Genomic DNA, 21,853 nt, shown 5'->3' with positions numbered 1-21,853 from the left:
CGTGAATCCTCGGCCGCCCGTCCACCTCGGTGCGGCCGTACGGGGGTGAGCCCCTCAGCCCGTCTCCTCCGGCGGCTCCCAGCCGCGGAGCATCGTGTCGAAGAGCTTCCGGGTCTCGGCCCAGTCCTCCTCGGGCCCCGTCATGTAGAACGCGTACTCCGGCCCGCCCTCCTCGGCGAAGTACATCTGGTCGATGCCGTGGCGCGGGCCGGGGAAGTCCTTGGACTCGACCCAGGTGAACTCCCACAGGGAGCCGGGGCGGTCGCGGAAGACGTTCTCCTCCAGCAGCAGGCGTTCGTACGCCGGCAGGCGCACGGCCAGGTCCTTCTCGATGCTCTGCATGTGCGCGTACGAGTTGCTGAAGTCGGGCTGCGGATCGAGGCTGATCCGGATGCGGTGCGCGCCGTTGTCCGGGGTGTAGTCGATCTGGCCGTCGTTCAGCTGCCGCTCCCAGCCCTCGGGCACCACGATGCCGAAGCCCTCGGGGTCGGTGACCTTCTTCCAGCCGTCGGGTATCTCCGGCCGGGCGGACCCGCTCTCCTTGCCCGACGTGTCGGCGACGGCGGAGCCGGAGGGGGTGGGAGTGGGGGTGGGGGCCGGGCCGGCGGTGCTCAGCTCCGAGGTGCCCCCGGTCGCTCCGCCGCTGTTGTCCGCCTTCATCGCGACCAGACCCGCGGCCCCGCCGATCAGGGCGGCCACCGCGACGACGAGCAGGACCGTGCGCCCACGGCCCCGGCCGCGCGGGGCGGCGGGCGGCGCGGTGTGCGGGGGCACGGGCGGCGGGGGCAGGGGCGGCGGGAGCTGGGCGGTGGAACCGTCCGGGCCGAAGAAGTCGCGCAGGTCGTCCTCGGAGACCCGCTGCGTCGGCACGTGCGCCTGCGCGGCCCGGGGTTTGCGCCCCTCCATCGCGTCCAGCAGCATGCGCTCGGCCTCCTCGGCCGTGGGGCGGTCCGCCGGGTCCTTGCGCAGCAGCGCGGTGATCACGGGCGCCAGCGCGCCGCCGCGCAGCGGCGGGGGCGGCTCCTCGGTGACGACGGCCTGCATGGTGGAGATGGGGGACGTACGGCGGAAGGGCGAGGTGCCCTCGACGGCCGTGTAGAGCGTGGCGCCCAGCGACCAGAGATCGGAGGCGGGGCCCGGGTCGCCGCCGCGCACCCGCTCGGGCGCCAGATAGTCGATGGATCCCACCAGTTCACCGGTCCTGGTGATGGTGGAGTCGCCCTCGATCGCGGCTATCCCGAAGTCCGTCAGCAGGACCTGGCCGTCCCTGGCGAGCAGGACGTTGGCCGGCTTCACGTCACGGTGCAGGACACCCGCGCCGTGGGCCGCCCTCAGGGCGCTCAGGACATGGAGCCCGATTCTGGCCGCCTCGCGCGGCTCGACCTCACCCGACTCCTTCGTCGCGTCGGCGAGCGAGGGCCCGTCGACGTACTGCATGACGATCCAGGGGCGGTTGTCGTACTCGAGGACGTCGTGCACGGTGACGACACCCGGGTGCGTGATCCGGGCCGCCGCGCGCGCCTCCTTCTGCGTGCGGGCGTGCAGCACGGCCCGGTCCGCCTCGGCGACGTACAGTCCGGCGGTCAGCTCCTTGACGGCGACCGTCCGGTGGAGCACTTCGTCCTGGGCGCGCCACACCTTGCCCATGCCGCCTCGGCCCAGGACCTCGCCCAGTCGGTACCTTCCGGCCAGTACGAGCCCAGCGTTCGTGCCCTGCGCGTGTTCCACGTCTGTTCGCCCCGTTCCTCGGGACGACAGGGTACGGACGGGAGGTGGTACCGGGAAACCTCGCATCGCCCACGAGACCGCACTGTGATGCTTGTCGCCCCGCGACTGGCGGGCCGTCAGGAGCCCGCGCGATAGGTGGAGATGGCCTGTTCGTAGATCTCCGAGACCTTGTCGCGCTCGTTCTCCGGGCCGATGACCTGGACGATGTGGTACCTGCCGTCCACGATCATGACCAGGTTACGGACGTACACCTGACGGCCGTCGCCCTCCTGCCAGGTGAACTGCCCCTCCGCCATGGCCTGTCGCCCGATGTCGACACGGCGCAGGCCGGTGGACGTGGCCCAGCTGGACTCCCTGAAGGGCTTCAGCTCGGGCTCCGCGGTCCGCTGGTAGTCCAGCGGGTCACTCCCGTTGGCCTTGACGGTGTCCCGGCCGGGCACGACGAGCACCGTGAACCCGTCGCTCCCGTAACGGATCTGACGGTCGGAGCCGGTCGCACCGCGCTGCCAGCCCTTCGGCACGCCGATCTCGAAGCCCTCGGCGTCCTTGCGCAGCTCGTAACCCTCCGCGAGAGCCACGGCGGAGCGACTGGTCTGCGGCTTCTCCGAACCCGATGAACCCGATGAACCCGATGAACCCGATGAACCCGATGAGCCCGACGAGGCCGATTCCGACGGCCCGCCGTCCGGCGCCGCGCCGCCGGACGGGCTGCTGCCGGGGCCCGGTGCGGCGGAGCCCGAGGGCGAGGTGCCCGCTCCCGTCCCCGGCTCCGACTCGGACATGAACAGCATGGCGTAGGCGATGGCGGCCGCCATCAGCAGCAGGATCAGCACCAGCAGCAGCCGTCCCAGCCGTCGCGGTGCCCGGCCGCCCGGCGGCGGCTGGCGCAGCACCTTGGGCCCCTTGGGCTCGCGGGGCGCGCGCGGCGGCTTCTCGTACACCTCCTGCTGCTCGTACGTCTGCGGCTGTTCGCGGCGCTGCGGCTTCCCCTGGCGGTGCCGGCCGTGCGCCGCGCCTCCGCGGCCCCGGCGGCGGCGCACCAGCTCGCCCCGGCGGCGTACGACCGGAAGGCGGGTGGCGTCGGCGGGCGGCAGCGTGACGATGTCGGTGCCGGCCTCGGGCTCCGGGGCCGAGCGCACGAGGGAGCGCAGCCAGCCGCGCAGCTCCTCGAAGTCGGGCCGCTCCGTGGGGTCCTGGCGCAGCAGCGACTCGACGACGGGCCGCAGCGGGCCGCACTCCTCCGCGAAGGCGGGCGGTTCGCCGCACACCATCTGGACGAGCTCGGCGGCGTTCTCCTCCGGATACGGCGCGTGGCCCTGCACAGCGCGGTAGAGCAGCGCGCCCAGTGCCCACAGATCGGTGGAAGGGCCGATGGGCGGGGCGAGCTGCCAGTTGTCGTGGACCGGTCCGGCCTGCTCGGGCGCCCACCGCTCGGTGACCGCACCGACCACGGCGATGCGGGCCTGCCGGGCGCGTTCTGCGGCGAGGGGGGTGGCCGGGCCCCGGTAGGCGGGGGTGGTGCCGCTTCCGGCGACGACCTCGTCCCACCCTCCGGCGGGCGTACGGGCGGCCACCGGCTCCGGCAGCGGCCGGTCCCGGCGCTCCACGGGACCGCTGCCGAGACGCCGGGCGTCGGCGCGCAGCGCGTCCTCGCCGGAGCCGCCGGACCCTCCGGAGCCGCCGGCGGGCACGGGCCGGCCGGAGCCGGGGCCGTCTCCCCACGTGCCGGCGAGGTGGACGCGCCGCCCGGGGGGTGTGGGGCCCGGGCCCTCGTCGTCGTCCTCGTCGTCCTCGTCCTCGTCGTACACGTAGGTGTACGGGTCGTCCGCCGCCCGGCCCCAGGTGGCGGGCAGCTGCGGCAGTCCGGGGGCGGGAGGCACGACGGGCCGCTCCCGCTCATCCGCGCCGGGACCCTCGCCGGGGCCGTCGTCGCGGTCGTGCTCGGCGCGCTTGCGGTCCTCGCCCGCGCGGGCCGCGGCACGGGCCCCCGCGCGGTAGGCGGCGATGGCTCCGGCACGGGCGGCGCGCAGCTGCGCGGCGCTCCCCGCCCCGGGCTCCGCCGCGGGCAGGCCGGCGGGCGGCGCCACCTCGATCTCTCCACGGGGCCCGGGGGCCGGCACTCCGTCGGTGGACGCCCGGGGGCCGGGCAGGGCCTCCGGAGCGGCCGGCGCGTCGGGGCCGGGCAGGGCGGCGCCCGGCTCGAACGGCGCGGGGGGCTCGTACGGACCGGTCTCGGCGGCCGGGGGATCGTACGGGTCCGCCTCGGCGGCCGGGGGTTCGTACGGACCGGCCTCGACGGCCCGGGGATCGTACGGACCGGCCTCGACGGCCCGGGCCTCGTACGGGACCGCCTCGGCGGCCGGGGGTTCGTACGGGCCGGTGGGGCCCGATTCGACCGCCGGCGGCCCGTAGGCGTTCTCCTCGTCCGGATCCGTGCGAGGCGCCGGAACGTATCCGCAGAGCGCCTCCTCGGCCGCGCCCGCCGCGAGCCCGGTCAGCACGACCCGGCCGTCGTCGCAGACCAGCACCGTGCGGACCGTGATGTTGCGGTGCGTCCAGCCGTGCGCGTGCAGCACCCGCAGCGCCGTGAGCACGTCGGAGCCGATCTCGGCGGCCCGGTAGGGGTTGAGGGGCCGCTCCGCGAGGAGCGCGGCGAGCGGCCGGGCGGCCACCAACTCGCTCACTATCCAGAGCGAACCCGCCTCGGCGAACACGTCGAAGACCTGGTCCAGGCGCGGATGGTCGGGCACCTGGGCCGCCGCCTGCGCGGCCTCGATCGCCCGCCGGACCGCGGGGTCCGTGGACCGCCGCACCGTGCGCCCGGTGGCGCGCCTGGCGGAGGTCAGACCGTCGGCGTCGAGCACCTCCGCGTCCACGACCTCCGGCAACGGCACCTGCCGCACCAGGACTTCCTGTCCGCTGTACGTGTCGAAGGCCCGCGTCTCGACCAGCTCGAAGGCGTCGGACGGGGGCAGCGGCAGGCGGTAGCGGTCGGCAAGCACCCGACCCGCGTAGTCGTCCACGACGCCTCCCCAGAGCGCGCTGTCCCCCGGTCACCGAGACCGCATGATTCCGTCAATTGCGGTCACTTGCTGTGCAATTGACCCTTCATTCCGGCTGCGTACGGTCTTCGGCCTCTCACAATACGTGGCAAGTCGAGGACGCGCGGCCGTGTCACGGCAACCCGGCCGTCCGGGCGGTCGCCCGGACGGCCAGTCGGCCCGTCAGTCGGTCGGCTTGAACGTGGCGAACGCCGTCTCGCGCAGCGTCCGGCACTCGTCGTCGTCCCAGGCGTCCGCCTTGCAGCTGATCATGATCGAGTAGCCGTGGGTGGCGTCGACCTTGAAGCCCCGGTTGAGGACCCGGATCCGCATGCCCTGCTGGTCGCGTGTGAACTCCCAGTCGGCGACGGTCGGGTAGCCGTTGTACTCGACCTTCTTTATCCCGATGTGCTTGTAGCCGTTGCTGAGGCTCTTGGTCGCCGCGACCGCCCCGGCCCAGGCGGCCGCCGCGTCGTCCTTCGGGGAGGAGTTGTAGTCGACCTGGACGCGGGGGAAGCCACCGTCGGCGTTGTAGATCGCGCCGGAGTTCTGTCCCGCTATCTTGTCGAACTTGAAGTTCCCCGGCATCGCCATCGAGAAGTGGAACTGCTGGTTGGTGACCGTCTTGAACCCGGCGGGCAGCGCGTCCGGGTCCGGGGTCTGCTCGCCGGTCTCCGGCGAGGGGGACGCGTCGCCGGTCGCCTCGCCCTTGTCCTGCCCCTGGCCGTCCTTGCCGCCGTCCTGCTCGCTGTCGTCGCCCTTGCCCGAGCCTCCCGAGGAGGCGGCCTCGGTGTCGCCGCCACCCGCCGCACCGGCGGACGCGGCGGTGTCGCCCTTGGAGCCGCCGCCTTCGTTGCCCGTGTCGTCACCGCCGAGGGTGAGCGCCAGGACCGTACCGAGGACGGCGAGCACGACGACGCCGGCGATGACCGCCAGCGTGCGGCGCGGCACGACGTCCGTGATCGACGCCCGGGGCACGGCCGGACGTCCGGAGCCCGCGGGCCCGGAGGCCGACGCCGTGGCGGCCGTCCCCGGAGCGTGCGGGGGCACCGGGGAAACGCCGGCGCCCGCGGCCGGGGACTTCGCGTTGCGTACGGACCGCAGGGCGCCGCGCAGCCGGTCCCGCGTGCCCTCGGCGATCCCGGAGACGCCGACCGGCGTGGTCGCGGAGGAGGAAGCGGAGCCGGCGGCCCGGCCCGCGGAGGCCGATCCGCCGGTGTCCGGTCTTCCGGAGCCCGTGACGGCCCCGGGCGCGCCGTCCTCGGCCGCCGGGGTGGACGCTGCGGTGGCTGCGGCAGCAGCAGCGGCGGCCTTCTTGCCACCGCCCTTGGAGTCGCTCCTGCCGCCCTTGTCGCTCTTGTCGCTCTCGGCGTCACCGATCGTGGGCAGCGCCATGACCTGGGTGGAGTCGGCCGGCGGCACGACGGGCTGTTCCGGAGCGTTGATCACCGCGTTGAGCAGGACGCGCGCCCCGGCGTCGTCCAACCGCTCGTCGGGGTCCCTGGCGAGCAGGCCGTAGATGACCTCCTCCAGCATGCCCGCGTGCGCCGGCGGCTCCACAGGTTCCGTCATCACCGCGGTGAGCGTGGCGATCGCCGAACCCTTGTCGTACGGCGGGCGGCCCTCGACGCTCGCGTACAGCAGCCCGCCCAGTGACCACAGGTCGGCGGGCGGCCCCGGCTTGTGGCCGCGGGCACGCTCGGGCGAGATGTAGGAGGGGGCGCCGACGAGCATGCCCGTCGAGGTGACCGAGGGGTCGCCCTCGACCTGCGCGATCCCGAAGTCGGTCAGGACGACGCGCCCGTCCTCGGAGATCAGCACGTTGGACGGCTTCACGTCGCGGTGCAGGATGCCCTCGCGGTGCGCCGAACGCAGCACGTCGAGGATGGCGAGACCGACCTCCGCCGCGCGCCTCGGCGTCAGCGTCCCGTCCTCACGGATCACCTCGGCGAGGGACTTGCCCTCGATGAGTTCCATGACGATCCACGGCCGGTCGTCCTCGTCGACGACGTCGTAGACCGTCACCGCACTGGTGTTGCGGATCCTCGCGATCGCCTTCGCCTCACGCAGGGTTCGCGTGATGAGACGCCGCTTCTCGTCGTCGTCGATCGACGACGGGAACCGGAGTTCCTTGACCGCGACCGTACGCCCCAACGTCTCGTCGGCAGCACGCCAGACCGTGCCCATGCCGCCCCGGCCGAGCACCTCCCCGAGCCGGTACCGCCCCGCGAGGAGACGTCCGTCCTTGTCCCCTTGGGGCTCCCGCGCCTGCTCCGCCTCCGACATGCGTCCCCTCTGCGATCAACCCGCCCTGGCAGAGCGTTCATTGTCCCTCACCCCGGGACCGGTCGTGGCCCCGGGTCCGGGGCGGCCCTGGTGCGGCCGGCGGAAGAAATCCCCTGCCATGCCTACATACAGGGCGCTGCCCACCGCCCCGCCGGTGCCGACTCCACCCGCCCTGGGAACGGCGAGCCTGCCAAGCGAACCACACCTCACGACCGCATCGTCCTACCTCCCCCGGTCCGCCGTCGAGGGCCGCGCCCCCGCAGCCGCTCCTCCAGCGCCCCGCAACACCCCCGGAGCGAGGAGGAACACGGCTCCGCGGGCCGGGTGATCCCCCCTCTCCGCCCGCCGGACGGAGCCGGCCCCGTCCGGCGCCGGGCCCCCGGACAGGGCCCCGGCGCGGCTTTCTGAGACGCCCTCAGCGAGGCACGATGTCCGGCGCCCCCAGCCGTGCCGCGTCCGCCGTCAGGTCGTCGGGCTGCCGCTGGGACTCCCGCTCCGCCTCCACGCGCTTGCGGTAGTGCTCCACCTCCCGCTCGACCTGGTCCGTGTCCCAGCCGAGCACCGGCGCCATCAGGTCCGCGCACTCGCGGGCACAGCGGGTGCCCCGGTCGAAGGTCTCGATGGAGATCCGGGTGCGCCGCGTCAGGACGTCGTCGAGGTGCCGGGCGCCCTCGTGCGAGGCGGCGTAGACGACCTCGGCCCGCAGATAGTCCTCGGCGCCGGCCAGCGGCTCACCCAGCGAGGAGTCGCCCTTCACGAGCTCCAGGAGCTCCTCGGTCATCGAGCCGTACCGGTTGAGCAGGTGCTCGACCCGGACGACGTGCAGACCTGTACGGGCGGCCATCCTGGCCCGGGCGTTCCACAGGGCGCGGTACCCCTCGGCGCCCAGCAGCGGGATGTCCTCCGTGACGCACTCCGCCACCCGCTGGTCCAGCGCGTGCACCGCCTCGTCGACGGCGTCCTTCGCCATCACCCGGTACGTCGTGTACTTGCCGCCCGCCACGACGACGAGCCCGGGCGCCGGGTGCGCCACCGTGTGTTCGCGCGAGAGCTTGCTCGTGGCGTCCGACTCGCCGGCCAGGAGGGGGCGGAGCCCGGCGTAGACGCCCTCGACGTCGTCCCTGCCCAGCGGGGTGTTCAGCACCGAGTTCACGTGTTCGAGGAGATAGTCGATGTCGGCGCTGGAGGCGGCCGGATGGGCCTTGTCCAGGTCCCAGTCGGTGTCGGTCGTGCCGATGATCCAGTGCCGTCCCCACGGGATCACGAAGAGCACCGACTTCTCGGTCCGCAGGATGAGCCCGGTCGAGGAGTGGATCCGGTCCTTGGGCACCACGAGATGGATGCCCTTGGACGCGCGGACGTGGAACTGGCCGCGCTCGCCGATCAGCGCCTGGGTGTCGTCCGTCCACACCCCGGTGGCGTTGACCACCTGCTTGGCCCTGATCTCGTACTCCTCGCCGCCCTCGACGTCCTGCACCCGCGCGCCGACGACCCGCTCGCCCTCGCGGAGGAAGCCGGTCACCCGCGCCCTGTTGGCCACATGTGCGCCGTAACCCGCGGCCGTGCGCACCAGGGTCGCCACATAGCGCGCGTCGTCCATCTGGGCGTCGTAGTACTGGAGGGCGCCGACCAGGGCGTCCTTCTTGAGCGCGGGGGCGACCCGCAGGGCGTGGCGTCGGGACAGGTGCCGGTGCACGGGCAGCCCGCGGCCGTGGCCGGAGGAGACCGACATCGCGTCGTACAGCGCGACGCCCGAGCCCGCGTAGAGCCGCTCCCAGCCCTTGTGCCGCAACGGGTAGAGGAAGGGGACGGGCTTCACCAGGTGCGGCGCCAGCCGCTCCAGCAGCAGCCCGCGCTCCTTCAGTGCCTCCCGTACGAGTGCGAAGTCCAGCATCTCCAGATAGCGCAGCCCGCCGTGGATCAGCTTGCTCGACCTGCTCGATGTGCCGGACGCCCAGTCGCGCGCCTCGACCAGTCCGGTCGAAAGGCCTCTGGTGGCGGCGTCCAGCACGGTCCCGGCGCCGACCACGCCCGCTCCCACGACCAGCACGTCCAGTTCGCGCTCGGCCATCGCGGTCAGCGCCTCGGCGCGCTCCGCGGGTCCCAGTGTCGCTGTCCTCACTGCTGCCTCCCGGTAATCCCGGTGCATCGGGGGTCGTACGGCACGTGAGCGGAGACCGGCCGGAGGGCCGGGCGCCCGTGCCCACCCCTCGATTCTGTCCGCGGTCCACGACTTCAGCCACCGCCTGTGGACAACACCCGCCCCACAAGAGTCACAGAATGCGACATATAGGTCATATTTACGCCTAGTCTGACATAGCGCTGTCCCCAGCAGTTGCACTTTCTGTCTCTTGGCCTTAGGGAAAGGACGGCCCACATGCCCGCAGACCTCGCCGTCATCGGACTCGGTCACCTCGGCCTGCCCCTCGCCCAAGCGGCCGTGGGTGTGGGAATCCACACCGTCGGCTACGACACCGACCCACGCCCCTTCGCCGAACTCTCCGCGGGCCGTACTCCGGTCGAGGGATCCCTCAGCGCGTCCGACATCCGGCGGATGATCTCGGGCGGCTTCCGGCCCACCGCCGACCCGGCCGAGCTGGGCCGGGTGCGCACCGCCGCCATCTGCGCCCCCACCCCCCTCGGGCCGGACCGCGCCCTCGACCTCCGCGCCGTCACCGACGCGGCCCGGGCTCTCGCCGCCCGGCTGCGGCCGCACACCACCGTCCTGGTGGAGTCGGCCGTGCCGCCCGGCACCACCGAGAACGTCGTACGGCCCCTGCTGGAGGAGGGCTCCGGGCTGCGCGCCGGACGGGACTTCCACCTCGCCCACTCCCCCGGCCGCCTCGACCCCGGCAACCGCACCCACGTGTACGGCAACACCCCGAAAGTCATCGGCGGCCTCACCCCCGCCTGCACCGAATCGGCCGCCGCCTTCTACGGGCGGCTCACCGACAAGGTCGTCCGGGCCCGCGGGCCGCGCGAGGCGGAGATGACGAAGGTCCTCGAAACCAACTTCCGGCACGTCAACATCGCGCTCGTCAACGAGATGGCGGTGCTCTGCCACGACCTCGGCGTCGACCTCTGGGACGTCATCAGGTGCTCCGAGACCAAGCCGTTCGGCTTCGAGCCGTTCCGCCCCGGCCCGGGTGTCGGCGGCCACGGCGTCCCCGTGGACCCGGGCTACTTCCCGTACAACAGCCGTACGCCCGGACACCCGTTGCGGATGGTCTCGCTGGCCAAGGAGATCAACGACCGGATGCCGAGCTATGTGATCCAGCGCTGCGCGACCCTGCTGAACGAACACGGCAAGTCCGTCCGGGGGGCCCGGGTCCTGCTGCTCGGTGTCACCTACAAGCCGGACCTCGCCGACCAGGAGGCCTCGCCCGCCCGGGAGATCGCGACCCGGCTGATGGACATGGGTGCCCAGATCGGCTACCACGACCCGCACGTCCTGGACTGGCGGGTGCGCGACCTGCCCGTCCCCCGCGCCGACTCGCTCTACGAGGCCGCCGCCGGGGCCGATCTGACGGTCCTCCTCCAGCACCACCGCACGTACGACCTCCAAGGGCTCGCGGTGAAGGCGCAACTCCTCCTGGACACCCGGGGAGCGACTCCGGCGGGAGCCGCGCACCGGCTCTGAGACCCCCCCGAGGCCGCCCGAGGCCAGTGCCCCCAAGGATTACGGTGGGCCGTGTCGGCATGGACTGCTAGCCTGCGGCGTCACTTCTCGCACAGTCGTGCGCGTATCCGTCCCAGGGGGAAGATCCACCATGAGCCAGCCCGTGCAGCCGCCGAACCCGCCACAGCAGCCCTACGGCGGACAGCCGGCCGACGGCAACCCGTACGCGGGTCAGCAGCCCGTCCAGCCCGGCAACCCGTACGGCCAGCAGCCTCCGGCGCCGACGGGCAACCCGTTCGCGGGCCAGCAGGGCCAGCAGCCGGGCCAGTTCGCCGGTGGACCGTTCCCGCCCGCCCCGCAGGCGGCCGGCAACAAGGTCGGCCTCGGTGTGCTGGCCGCCCTGGGCGCCGCGATCGTCGCCGCCATCCTCTACGGCGTCCTGGCCGGGTCCATCGAGCGTGAGGTCGGCTACGCGGCCATCGGCGTCGGCTTCCTGGTCGGCTTCGCCGGGAGCAAGATCGGCGGAGCCAACCCCGCCGTCCTCGGCGCGAGTGCCGTCTTCTCCCTGGTCGCCGTCTTCCTCGGCCAGCTCATCGGCATGTCGATGATCCTCGCGGACGCCAACGGCCTCGGCTTCTCCGAGGTCTTCTTCGACCGCTTCGGCGACGTCCTCGACATCTGGAAGGAGGCTGCCGACTTCATGACGTACCTCTTCCTCCTCCTGGGCCCGGTGGCCGCCTTCGGTGGCGCCAAGCGCGCCGGCTGACCTCTCGCACCACGCACGACGGCCCGGACCGTTTTCCCTGGTCCGGGCCGTCGTGCGTATCGCGTGGGAGATCAGCGGCGGTGCTGCGAGTCCGCCACCGTCACCTCGACGCGCTGGAACTCCTTGAGGTCGCTGTAGCCCGTGGTGGCCATCGCCCGGCGCAGCGCGCCGAAGATGTTCATCGAGCCGTCGGGGTTGTGCGAGGGGCCGGTGAGGACCTCCTCCGTCGTGCCGACGGAGCCGAGGTCGACCAGCTTGCCGCGCGGGACGTCCTCGTGGACGGCCTCCATGCCCCAGTGCCGGCCGCGGCCGGGCGCGTCCGTGGCGCGGGCCAGCGGGGAGCCCATCATCACGGCGTCCGCACCGCAGGCGACGGCCTTCGGGATGTCGCCGGACCAGCCGACGCCACCGTCCGCGATGACGTGGACGTACCGGCCGCCGGACTCGTCCATGTAGTCACGGCGGGCCCCGGCCACATCGGCGACCGCGGTCGCCATCGGGACCTGGATGCCGAAGACGTTGCGCGTGGTGTGCGCCGCGCCGCCGCCGAAGCCGACGAGGACGCCGGCCGCGCCGGTGCGCATCAGGTGCAGGGCGGCGGTGTACGTGGCGCAGCCGCCGACGATGACCGGGACGTCCAGCTCGTAGATGAACTGCTTCAGGTTGAGCGGCTCGGCGGCGCCGGAGACGTGCTCGGCGGAGACCGTCGTACCGCGGATGACGAAGATGTCCACACCCGCGTCGACCACGGCCTTGGAGAACTGCGCGGTGCGCTGCGGAGAGAGCGCGGCGGCGGTGACGACACCGGAGTCGCGCACCTCCTTGATGCGCTGCCCGATCAGCTCCTCCTGGATGGGGGCGGAGTAGATCTCCTGGAGCCGCGGGGTGGCGGTCTCGACGGGCATCTCGGCGATCTCGTCGAGGAGCGCCTGCGGGTCGGCGTGCCGGGTCCACAGCCCCTCGAGGTTGAGGACGCCGAGGCCGCCCAGCTCACCGATGCGGATGGCGGTCTGCGGGGAGACCACCGAGTCCATGGGGGCGGCCAGGAAGGGCAGCTCGAAGCGGTAGGCGTCGATCTGCCAGGCGATCGAGACCTCCTTCGGGTCGCGGGTGCGGCGGCTCGGCACGACAGCGATGTCGTCGAACGCGTATGCCCGGCGACCGCGCTTGCCGCGCCCGATCTCGATCTCAGTCACGATGGTGTGCCTTTCCTCTACGTCTGCGCTGACCAGTATCACCGACACACGGATAAGGGGCGGTCCCGGGAACCCCGGTCCGCCCCTCACCTGCGTTGATGTCTTACTTCCTGCTGTAGTTCGGTGCTTCGACCGTCATCTGGATGTCGTGCGGGTGGCTCTCCTTGAGACCCGCCGAGGTGATCCGGACGAAGCGTCCCTTGCTCTCCATCTCGTCGACCGAGGCCGCGCCCACGTAACCCATCGTCTGGCGGAGACCGCCGACGAGCTGGTGCAGCACGTTGGCCAGCGGGCCGCGATAGGGCACCTGGCCCTCGATGCCCTCGGGGACGAGCTTGTCGTCCGAGGACACCTCGGCCTGGAAGTAGCGGTCCTTCGAGTACGAGCGGCCCTGCCCACGGGACTGCATCGCGCCCAGCGAACCCATGCCGCGGTACGACTTGAACTGCTTGCCGTTGATGAACATCAGCTCACCCGGGGACTCCTCGCAGCCGGCGAGCAGCGAGCCGAGCATCACCGTGTCCGCGCCGGCGACCAGGGCCTTGCCGATGTCGCCGGAGTACTGCAGGCCGCCGTCGCCGATGACCGGGACGCCCGCCGCGCGGGCGGCCAGCGCCGCCTCGTAGATCGCGGTGACCTGCGGGACGCCGATGCCGGCGACCACACGGGTGGTACAGATCGAGCCGGGTCCGACGCCGACCTTGACGCCGTCCACGCCGGCGTCGATCAGGGCCTGGGCGCCGTCGCGGGTCGCGACGTTGCCGCCGATCACGTCCACGTCCACGGCCGACTTGATCTTCGCCATCCAGTTGAGGGCGTTGCTGTTGTGGCCGTGCGAGGTGTCGACGATCAGGAAGTCGACCCCGGCGGACGCGAGCGCCTGCGCGCGGTCCAGCGCCTCGGGACTGGCGCCGACGGCCGCGCCGACCAGCAGACGGCCTTCGGCGTCCTTGGCGGCGTTCGGGTACTGCTCGGCCTTCTTGAAGTCCTTGACCGTGATGAGGCCCTTGAGGATGCCGGCCTCGTCGACCAGCGGCAGCTTCTCGATCTTGTGGCGGCGCAGCAGCTCCATGGCCTCCACGCCGGAGATCCCGACCTTGCCCGTGACCAGCGGCATCGGCGTCATGACCTCGCGCACCTGGCGCGACCGGTCCGACTCGAAGGCCATGTCACGGTTGGTCACGATGCCGAGAAGCTTGCCCGCGGCGTCGGTGACCGGCACTCCGCTGATGCGGAACTTCGCGCAGAGCGCGTCGGCCTCGCCGAGCGTGGCGTCGGGGTGCACGGTGATCGGGTCGGTCACCATGCCGGACTCGGACCGCTTCACCAGGTCGACCTGGTTGACCTGGTCCTCGACCGAGAGGTTGCGGTGCAGCACACCGACACCGCCCTGCCGGGCCATGGCGATGGCCATCCGGGCCTCGGTCACCTTGTCCATCGCGGCGGAGAGCAGCGGGATGTTCACGCGTACGTTCCGCGAGATGAGCGACGAGGTGTCGACCGCGTTGGGCAGCACGTCAGATGCGCCCGGCAGCAGCAGCACGTCGTCGTATGTCAGCCCGAGCGTCGCGAATTTCTCGGGCACTCCGTCGACGTTTGCAGTCATGACACCTTCCCCAAATGGCCTTGATCGGTGCGGATGTCCATGCTAACGGCCCAGCGGGGTGTCTCATTCCACGAGCAAGATCACCTGGCGGTTCTGTGGCTTCCTCCACATCGTGGGAGTCGCGGGAACCGGCCCCTACTGGCCCGCGAGGGCCCGCAGTCTGCTCAGCGCGCGGTGCTGGGCGACGCGGACGGCGCCCGGGGACATCCCGAGCATCTGTCCGGTCTCCTCCGCCGTCAGTCCGACCGCGACCCGGAGGACCAGCAGCTCACGCTGGTTCTCCGGCAGATTGGCGAGAAGCTTCTTGGCCCAGGCCGCGTCACTGCTGAGCAGCGCCCGCTCCTCGGGGCCGAGCGAGTCGTCGGGCCGCTCCGGCATCTCGTCGGAGGGCACGGCGGTCGATCCGGGGTGCCGCATCGCGGCGCGCTGGAGGTCGGCGACCTTGTGGCCCGCGATGGCGAAGACGAACGCCTCGAAGGGCCTGCCGGTGTCCTTGTACCGAGGCAGCGCCATCAGGACCGCGACGCAGACCTCCTGCGCGAGGTCCTCCACGAAGTGACGGGCATCACCGGGCAGCCGGTTGAGCCGTGACCTGCAGTAGCGCAGAGCGAGGGGGTGGACATGGGCCAGCAGGTCATGGGTGGCCTGCGCGTCACCGTCGACGGCACGGTGCACCAGAGCACCGATCACCGTCGTCCCGTCCTCGCGCATCGGACCATGGTGCCTTGGCGGCGTCCGATCCGATGCATCGCGTCCCGAGTTGTGCACCGAAGCGTTATCAGCGGGTGCGCCCGTATGTGCGTCGTCCGCGTCGTGAGCGAGTGCTCCAGCGTTCTGAGCGGTTGCGCCGGATGTCATGTCCTGCGCCCTCCCCTTCCGCTCGACCGAATGTTCCCCGAGGAACTCCACAACCCCAAGGATGCGGCATCGGCCGGGAAGCGTCACATAGCGCTGGTGAGGAGGGCCCGGCCGCAGGTCCGCCGCCACCGTCGCCCCGTCCGCCGGCGTGCGGACGGGATCGCACGGCTACCGGCCGCGCAGCGGCGTCAGCGGACCAGACCCCAGCGGAATCCGAGCGCGACGGCGTGCGCGCGGTCCGAGGCCCCGAGCTTCTTGAACAGACGCCGGGCGTGCGTCTTCACCGTGTCCTCGGAGAGGAACAGCTCCCGCCCGATCTCCGCGTTGGAACGCCCGTGGCTCATGCCTTCGAGCACCTGGATCTCCCGCGCGGTGAGGGTCGGCGCCGCCCCCATCTCGGCGGACCGCAGCCGGCGCGGGGCGAGCCGCCACGTCGGATCCGCGAGCGCCTGGGTCACCGTCGCACGCAGCTCGGCGCGCGAGGCGTCCTTGTGCAGATAACCGCGGGCCCCGGCGGCGACCGCGAGCGCGACACCGTCCAGATCCTCGGCGACGGTCAGCATGATGATCCTGGCCCCGGGGTCCGCCGAGAGCAGCCGCCGGACCGTCTCCACACCCCCCAGACCGGGCATGCGTACGTCCATCAGAATCAGATCCGAACGGTCGGCCCCCCAGCGGCGGAGGACTTCCTCGCCGTTGGCCGCCGTCGTCACACGCTCGACGCCGGGCACGGTGGCAACCGCGCGGCGGAGCGCTTCTCGGGCAAGCGGGGAGTCGTCGCAGACGAGGACGGATGTCATGACCGTCCTCCGCAGCTGATGCGCGTCACCTTGAGCCTCCAGGCTGATACAAGTCGTCACCTGTGCGGTTGACCCCCTCGGACATCTGCCCGAGCTCGTTCTCCGTCAACCGCCTCTCCCCCATCAACGACGGTCACTCGAAAGAGTTACGGGTCAAAGCATCCGGTTCGGCACTCTAAGTGAGGGCCCGTGCACGGAGGAGAGCGACACGAGATCATTCACCCCTCAACCGATCTCTCACCCGGCAGCCTGCCCCATTTAGCGGGTTTTCTTCCCTTTTGCTGGCGTCTGCGGCTAGATTCCCAATCAGTCATATTTACATCTACTAACACCGTAGATGTACGGTCGGGACTCAGGTCACCGACGAGCAACAACGGTCGAGGAAGCCGTTTCCGAACCAGCAAGGTTTCGAGGGGACACGCAATGGCAGATTTCTCCCGCCTTCCCGGACCCAACGCGGACCTGTGGGACTGGCAGCTGCTGGCCGCCTGCCGCGGGGTCGACAGTTCGCTCTTCTTCCACCCCGAAGGGGAACGCGGAGCAGCCCGGAGCGCCCGTGAGACCTCGGCGAAGGAGGTCTGCATGCGCTGCCCGGTGCGCGCCGAGTGCGCGGCGCACGCGCTCGCGGTACGAGAGCCTTACGGCGTATGGGGCGGCCTGACCGAGGACGAGCGCGAAGAGCTCATGGGCCGCGCCCGCAACCGTCTGATCTCCGCCCACTCAGGACCGGCCCCGGAGGCCGGTCACACCTGACACTCCGCACGACCCGCCGAACGAAGAAACGTTTCCTCACACCTGCCGCAGGGCCTGGCGCCACGGGTACCGCGGGCCGGGCAGGTCAGCGTGCGGCCGCCAGGGACAGCTGGTCCAGGGTCGCCGCCACCGCCGGCACCCGGGAGAGGTCGGGCAGGGTGAGGGCGACGATCTCCCGCTCCACGGCAGGCTCCACCGTCACGGTGCGGGCCCCCTTGGAACGTACGGACTCGATGGCCAGCCGGGGCAGGACGGCGACCCCGAGACCCGCTCCGACGAGGCCGATCACCGCCGGGTAGTCATCCGTGGCGAAGTCGATCCGCGGGGTGAAGCCGGACTCCTCGCAGACCTCGACCAGCTGGCGCCGGCAGCGCGGGCAGCCGGCGATCCACGACTCGTCGGCCAGCTCCCCGATGCCCACCGCGTCCGCGTCCGCCAGCCGGTGCCCCTCGGGGACCAGGCCGATCAGCCGGTCCCTGAGCAGTGGGCGCACGACCAGGTCGTCCCACTCGCCGCCGGCCGTCCCGTAACGGAACGCCAGCGCGATGTCGCAGTCCCCGTCGCGCAGCATCTCCACCGAGCGTGGCGGTTCCGCCTCGACGAGCGAGACCTGGGTGCCGGGGTGCGCGGCGCGCAGCGCGGCGAGGGCGCCGGGGACCAGGGTGGAGCTCCCGCTCGGGAACGACACGAGCCGGACCCGGCCGGCCCGCAGCCCGGCGATCGCGGCGATCTCCTCCTCGGCGGCGGTCAGCCCCGCGAGGATGCCGGAGGCATGCCGCACCAGCGCCTCACCCGCCTGGGTGAGGCGCATCTCGCGCCCCGTACGGATCAGCAGCGGAGTCCCCGCCGAACCCTCCAGGGCCTTCATCTGCTGGCTGACGGCGGGCTGGGTGCAGCCCAGTTCCCGCGCGGCGGCGGAGAAGGAACCGGTGGTGGCCACGGCGCGCAGGACACGGAGATGACGGGCTTCGATCACCCTTCAACCATAAGGGACTCTTGCAGTATCGGGCGATTAATCATGAGCGGCTTTGAGGGTGGCCCCGTTAGCCTGTCCGGTTATGAAGGTGCTCACCGTGAATCTCGGCCGTCCCACGCCCTCTCCCCACAGCGACGCAGTCGACGGGCTCACCGGGATCGGCAAGCAGCCGTCCGACGGTCCCGTGCGGGTCGCCGACCCCGGCCCCAAGGGCAGCGGCGGCAGTGGCCTGGCCGGTGACGCGGTGTGCGACCTCAGGCACCACGGCGGATCGGACCAGGCCGTGTACGCGTACGCCCGCGAGGAGCTGGACACCTGGGGGCAGCAGCTCGGCCGCCCCCTGCCCAACGGCGCGTTCGGCGAGAACCTGACGACCCTCGGGCTCACCGTGAGTCACGCGCGGATCGGGGAGCGCTGGCGGATCGGCGACGGCGTGCTCCTGGAGGTGACGTCGGGCCGCATCCCCTGCCGTACGTTCGCGGGTCACATGGGCGAGCGGGGCTGGGTGAAGCGGTTCACGCGTGAGGGGGCCACGGGCGCGTACCTCCGGGTGATCGAGCCGGGGACGATCCGTTCCGGTGACCCGGTCGAGGTGGTGCACGTCCCCGGCCATGACATCACCACGGCCCTGGAGTTCCGGGCGACGACCACGGAGCGGGAGCTGCTGCCGCGGCTGCTCGAAGCCGGTGACGCGCTGCACACGGAGACCCTGCGCGCGGCACGGGCGTACGTGGCGAAGCGAAGCACCGCGTCATGATCCGGCCTCCCGCTCGCGCAGTGCCGCGCGGGCCGGGAGGGTCACGGCGACGAGGCCGAGGGTCACCGCGGTCGCGGCGAAGGTGGCGTACAGCAGCGGGGGCACGTGCGGGGACCCGCCCGTCACGCCGCGCATCATCGGCGTCAGCGTGATCATGGCGATCACCGTGCCCAGGGTCACGCCCGCCGCCGAGACCAGCAGGCTCTCCCAGCGCAGCATGCGCAGCACCTGGCGGCGGGTGGAGCCGACGAGGCGGAGCGTGGACAGTTCGCGGCGGCGGTCCAGGACCGTCATCACCAGGGTGTTGACGGCGGCGACGGCGGCGAAGCCGCCCAGGACGGCGGCCATCATGTAGTTGGACCAGGCGCCGTACGCGTGGTCCAGGTCCTGTTCGACGGCGTAACCCGAGGCGTCGGTGACCTTGCCGAGTGCAGCGAACGAGCCCGCGTCCCCGCCGTGCACCAGGAGCGTGCTGTCGAAGCCCGACGTGACATGGCCGGCCAGGGACGCGCGGTCCATGGTCACCGCCGCGAGGCCCAGGCCCCTGCCGTACACCGCGACGACTTCGGGGCGGGCCTCGGTGCCGTCGGGGAGGTAGAGCGGCAGCGTGTCGCCGACCTCGGCGCCCGCCGAGGCGGCGAGGGTCCTGTCGATGGCGATCCGGCCCGGACCCACGCGGTCCAGGCTGCCGCTGCGCACGTCCAGGTCCTGCACCCGGGCGAGCTGGGAGGCGGAGCCCGAGACGCCCTGGGCCGCCGCGCCCTGCAAAGACGTCTCGCCGACGGCGCGGACGGGCACCAGCACCTGTGTGTCGAGCAGACTCACGGCCGCGTCGACGCCGGGGGCGCGGGCGGCCCGGTCGGCGGCGTCGGCGGGCAGGCCCGCCGGGTCGGTGACGACGTGGTCCGCCGTGATGCCGGCACGGAGCTGATCGGAGGCGACCTTGCTCTCGCTCGTGTGCATGAAGACGAGCGTCGAGGCGAAGGCCATGGCCAGCACGATCGGGGTGATCGCGGAGGCCAGCCGGCGGGAGTTGGTACGGGAGTTGGCGGCGGCCAGTGTCGCCGCGGCCCCGCCGCCGCGCACCAGCAGACCGAAGAGCGCCGCGCACAGCCTGGCCACCAGCGGTCCGAGCAGGGCGAAGGCGAGCATGAAGAGCATGATGACGCCGAGGGAGGCGCCTGCCGCGTCGTCACCGGCGGCGGAGGCCGCGACACCGGCGAGGACCGCGCCACCGCCGAGGGCGGCCAGCCCGAGGACGGTACGGATGACGCCCGGCCGCAGCCGCTCCACCGAGGCTTCGGCCAGTGCCTGCCCCGGCTTGATCCTGGCGGGCCTGCGGCCGGCCGCCCAGCCGGCGCCGAGTGCCGTGAGCAGCCCGGCCCCGACGGCGATGCCCAGCGGGATCCACGAGACGTGGAGTTCGACCGGGTCCGGGATGACCCCGCGGTCCTTCAGCTGCCCGAACCACCAGTGCGCGAGCCCGATCCCCGGCAGACAGCCGGCCACACCGGCGAGCGGCGCGACGAGGAGCGCCTCGGCGGCGACCGCGCGGCGGATCTGCCGCGGGGTGGCGCCGACCGCGCGCAGCAGTGCGAACTCGCGGGTGCGCTGGCCGACGGAGAGCGCGACGGTTCCGGCGGCGGTGAAGACGGCGACCAGCGTGGCGATCCCGCCGAAGGAGCCGCCGAGTCCGGTGAGCGTCTCCTTGGCGTACGCCAGACCCCGGTCCTCGACGCCGCCCCGGGCGTCTCCGGTGAGCACCTGCGCGCCGGAGCCGGCGAGGGCCTCTCCGACGGCGGCGGCGAGGGCTGCTTCGTCGACGGGGGAGGCGCCGCCCTCGGCCAGTACGGCGATGGCGTCGACCTTGCCGGGGTGCCCGGCCAGCGTGGGTGCTTCGGCGTCGGTGAAATACGCGGTGGCCGTGGCGTCGCCCGGGCCGGGCCGGGCCAGTCCGGAGACCTGGAAGTCCGCGCGGCCCGCGGCTGTTTCGAGCGTGACGGTGCCTCCGACACCGGCCTTCGCGCCCCGGGCGGCGGCGGCGTCGAGCACGACCTCGCCCGTACGGGGTGCGGTGCCCGCGGACAGCGCGGTACCGGTGAAGGCGTGCGATCCCCAGCCGTGGCCGGTGAGCGCCGCGCCGCCCTGCCGCACCGGGAAGGTGGAGTCCGGCACCGCCGCCCCGGCGCCCGCTGCCCGGGCGGCCTTCGCCACGAGGCCCACGTCGACGCGGGCCTTGTCCGGCAGCGGGTAGGCGGATTCCTCGGGGCCGTCGACGGTGTCGGAGACGACCCGCGCGGACTGGTCGGCCGCCGCGACGACCGGTGCCTTCGCGTACCGCTGCGCGGGCACCGAGGCGCGGATGCCCGTCTCCAGCAGGGTTCCGCAGGCCGAGACGATCAGTGCCGCCATCATCAGCGCGACGAACGTGCCCGCGAACGACGCGGGTTTGAAGCGGACGGCCGCGCGGGCGAGTCCGGTGGGGCGCCTCATGCCGCAGCCCCCGCCATCGCGCCCGTACGGACGGTCAGCGCCGTCATGCGCGCCGCGATCTGCTCCGCCGAACCGCGTTCCAGGCTCCCGGCGAAGGCGCCGTCGGCGAGGAACAGCACCTGGTCGGCCCAGGCGGCCGCGGCCGGGTCGTGGGTGACCATGACGACGGTGGCGCCCTGTGCGTGCCCCCCGCCCGCGCGGAGCCCGGAGCCGGAGGGAGTGTCCACCGCGTGCCGGAGCAGGCCGAGGACCTCGGCGGCGGTGCCGGTGTCCAGGGCGCCGGTCGGCTCGTCGGCGAAGATGACGTCGGGGCCGGTGACCAGGGCGCGGGCGACGGCCACGCGCTGCTGCTGGCCGCCGGAGAGTTCGCCGGGGCGGCGCCGCGCCTTGTCGGCGAGCCCGACCTGCGCGAGCACCTCGGCCGCCCGGCGGCGGTCCTGGCGCTGCCCGGCGAGTCGCAGGGGCAGCAGGACGTTCTGCTCCACGGTCAGCGACGGCAGCAGGTTGAACGCCTGGAAGACGAAGCCGAGGCGGCTGCGGCGGAGCTCGGTGAGCTGGTTCTCGCTCATACCGGTGATCTCGGTGCCCCCGAGGCGCACGGATCCCGCCGACGGCTGGTCGAGCCCGGCGGCACACTGCAGGAAGGTGGACTTCCCTGACCCGGACGGGCCCATGACCGCGGTGAACGTGCCGCGTGGAAGGGCGAGGTCGACGCCCGCGAGCGCGTGCACGGCACCGGAGCCGCGGCCGTAACGCCTGCGGACACCCCGCAGTTCGACGGCGAGACCGGGTGCGGCGGCCGGGGCCTCCGGCCGGTCGTCCGCCTTCTCCCGCTTGCTGCTGCGTAGCCTCAATGTTCCGCCCTTTCGCGATGTTCCGGTGCCGACGGGCGGAACGTACGAGGGCGGCACCGCGCCGGGCGTCATACCCGGGAGCCAACATGGAGGTGCTACCGCGGTAGGGGGCGGACGAGG

The 21,853-nt window shown here is 72.7% G+C and carries 15 protein-coding genes; 4 read left to right on the top strand and 11 right to left on the bottom strand.

The annotated features are described in order from the left end of the window. Positions 1–54: 54 nt before the first annotated feature. The 4 genes from ACIP63_RS09965 to ACIP63_RS09950 form a co-directional block, all read right to left on the bottom strand. Positions 55–1,728: a serine/threonine-protein kinase gene (locus ACIP63_RS09965; protein WP_401513144.1), complete on the bottom strand. Its 1,674-nt coding sequence runs from the start codon at positions 1,726–1,728 to the stop codon at positions 55–57. 116 nt (positions 1,729–1,844) lie between these two features. Further along, a complete protein-coding gene (locus ACIP63_RS09960) occupies positions 1,845–4,751 on the bottom strand; it encodes a protein kinase (RefSeq protein WP_401513142.1) in 2,907 nt (968 codons plus the stop codon). A gap of 201 nt (positions 4,752–4,952) precedes the next feature. Continuing rightward, positions 4,953–7,055: a serine/threonine-protein kinase gene (locus ACIP63_RS09955; RefSeq protein WP_401513139.1), complete on the bottom strand. Its 2,103-nt coding sequence runs from the start codon at positions 7,053–7,055 to the stop codon at positions 4,953–4,955. A gap of 415 nt (positions 7,056–7,470) precedes the next feature. After that, positions 7,471–9,177 carry a glycerol-3-phosphate dehydrogenase/oxidase gene (locus ACIP63_RS09950; protein ID WP_401513136.1) on the bottom strand — a complete coding sequence of 569 codons (1,707 nt, stop codon included), beginning with the start codon at positions 9,175–9,177 and terminating at the stop codon, positions 7,471–7,473. 255 nt (positions 9,178–9,432) lie between these two features. Here ACIP63_RS09950 and ACIP63_RS09945 point away from each other — a divergent pair, with 255 nt between their 5' ends. Both ACIP63_RS09945 and ACIP63_RS09940 read left to right on the top strand, forming a co-directional pair. Further along, a complete protein-coding gene (locus ACIP63_RS09945; protein WP_401513133.1) occupies positions 9,433–10,695 on the top strand; it encodes a nucleotide sugar dehydrogenase in 1,263 nt (420 codons plus the stop codon). A gap of 130 nt (positions 10,696–10,825) precedes the next feature. After that, on the top strand, positions 10,826–11,440 hold the full coding sequence (locus tag ACIP63_RS09940; RefSeq protein WP_401513130.1) for a hypothetical protein: 615 nt from the start codon (positions 10,826–10,828) through the stop codon (positions 11,438–11,440). A 71-nt stretch (positions 11,441–11,511) separates the two neighbouring features. Here the strand turns inward: ACIP63_RS09940 and ACIP63_RS09935 are convergent, their stop codons facing one another. The 4 genes from ACIP63_RS09935 to ACIP63_RS09920 form a co-directional block, all read right to left on the bottom strand. Further along, complete coding sequence (locus tag ACIP63_RS09935) at positions 11,512–12,636, bottom strand: GuaB3 family IMP dehydrogenase-related protein (RefSeq protein WP_099173810.1); 1,125 nt, start codon at positions 12,634–12,636, stop codon at positions 11,512–11,514. Positions 12,637–12,739: 103 nt separating this feature from the next. Next, a complete protein-coding gene (guaB, locus tag ACIP63_RS09930) occupies positions 12,740–14,242 on the bottom strand; it encodes an IMP dehydrogenase (protein WP_393762399.1) in 1,503 nt (500 codons plus the stop codon). Between the two features lie 135 nt (positions 14,243–14,377). Then, a complete protein-coding gene (locus tag ACIP63_RS09925; RefSeq protein ID WP_030123887.1) occupies positions 14,378–14,953 on the bottom strand; it encodes a sigma-70 family RNA polymerase sigma factor in 576 nt (191 codons plus the stop codon). Between the two features lie 335 nt (positions 14,954–15,288). Continuing rightward, on the bottom strand, positions 15,289–15,900 hold the full coding sequence (locus ACIP63_RS09920; protein WP_003948568.1) for a response regulator transcription factor: 612 nt from the start codon (positions 15,898–15,900) through the stop codon (positions 15,289–15,291). 423 nt (positions 15,901–16,323) lie between these two features. Here ACIP63_RS09920 and ACIP63_RS09915 point away from each other — a divergent pair, with 423 nt between their 5' ends. Next, positions 16,324–16,653, top strand: a complete 330-nt coding sequence (locus tag ACIP63_RS09915) for a WhiB family transcriptional regulator (protein WP_099173812.1) — start codon at positions 16,324–16,326, stop codon at positions 16,651–16,653. An 85-nt stretch (positions 16,654–16,738) separates the two neighbouring features. On the opposite strand, the gene ACIP63_RS09910 is transcribed toward ACIP63_RS09915, so the two are convergent. After that, the gene (locus ACIP63_RS09910) at positions 16,739–17,629 is read right to left on the bottom strand and encodes a LysR family transcriptional regulator (RefSeq protein WP_401513126.1); all 891 of its coding nucleotides are present in this window, start codon (positions 17,627–17,629) and stop codon (positions 16,739–16,741) included. Between the two features lie 82 nt (positions 17,630–17,711). Between ACIP63_RS09910 and ACIP63_RS09905 the strand changes: the two genes are divergently transcribed. Beyond that, on the top strand, positions 17,712–18,386 hold the full coding sequence (locus ACIP63_RS09905; protein WP_401513124.1) for an MOSC domain-containing protein: 675 nt from the start codon (positions 17,712–17,714) through the stop codon (positions 18,384–18,386). On the opposite strand, the gene ACIP63_RS09900 is transcribed toward ACIP63_RS09905, so the two are convergent. Together ACIP63_RS09900 and ACIP63_RS09895 are read right to left on the bottom strand one after the other, a co-directional pair. After that, the gene (locus ACIP63_RS09900; protein WP_401513122.1) at positions 18,381–20,879 is read right to left on the bottom strand and encodes an FtsX-like permease family protein; all 2,499 of its coding nucleotides are present in this window, start codon (positions 20,877–20,879) and stop codon (positions 18,381–18,383) included. The genes ACIP63_RS09905 and ACIP63_RS09900 overlap by 6 nt on opposite strands. Further along, positions 20,876–21,733 (bottom strand): ABC transporter ATP-binding protein, encoded by an 858-nt coding sequence (locus ACIP63_RS09895; protein ID WP_401513120.1) that lies wholly within the window; start codon positions 21,731–21,733, stop codon positions 20,876–20,878. The genes ACIP63_RS09900 and ACIP63_RS09895 overlap by 4 nt, the downstream gene beginning before the upstream one ends. Between the last annotated feature and the right edge of the window lie 120 nt (positions 21,734–21,853).

The organism is Streptomyces sp. NPDC088746 (assembly GCF_044751065.1).
Classification (GTDB): Bacteria; Actinomycetota; Actinomycetes; order Streptomycetales; family Streptomycetaceae; genus Streptomyces.
The sequence above is the reverse complement of the archived record's forward strand: the minus strand, read 5'-3'. Positions and strand labels throughout refer to the sequence as shown.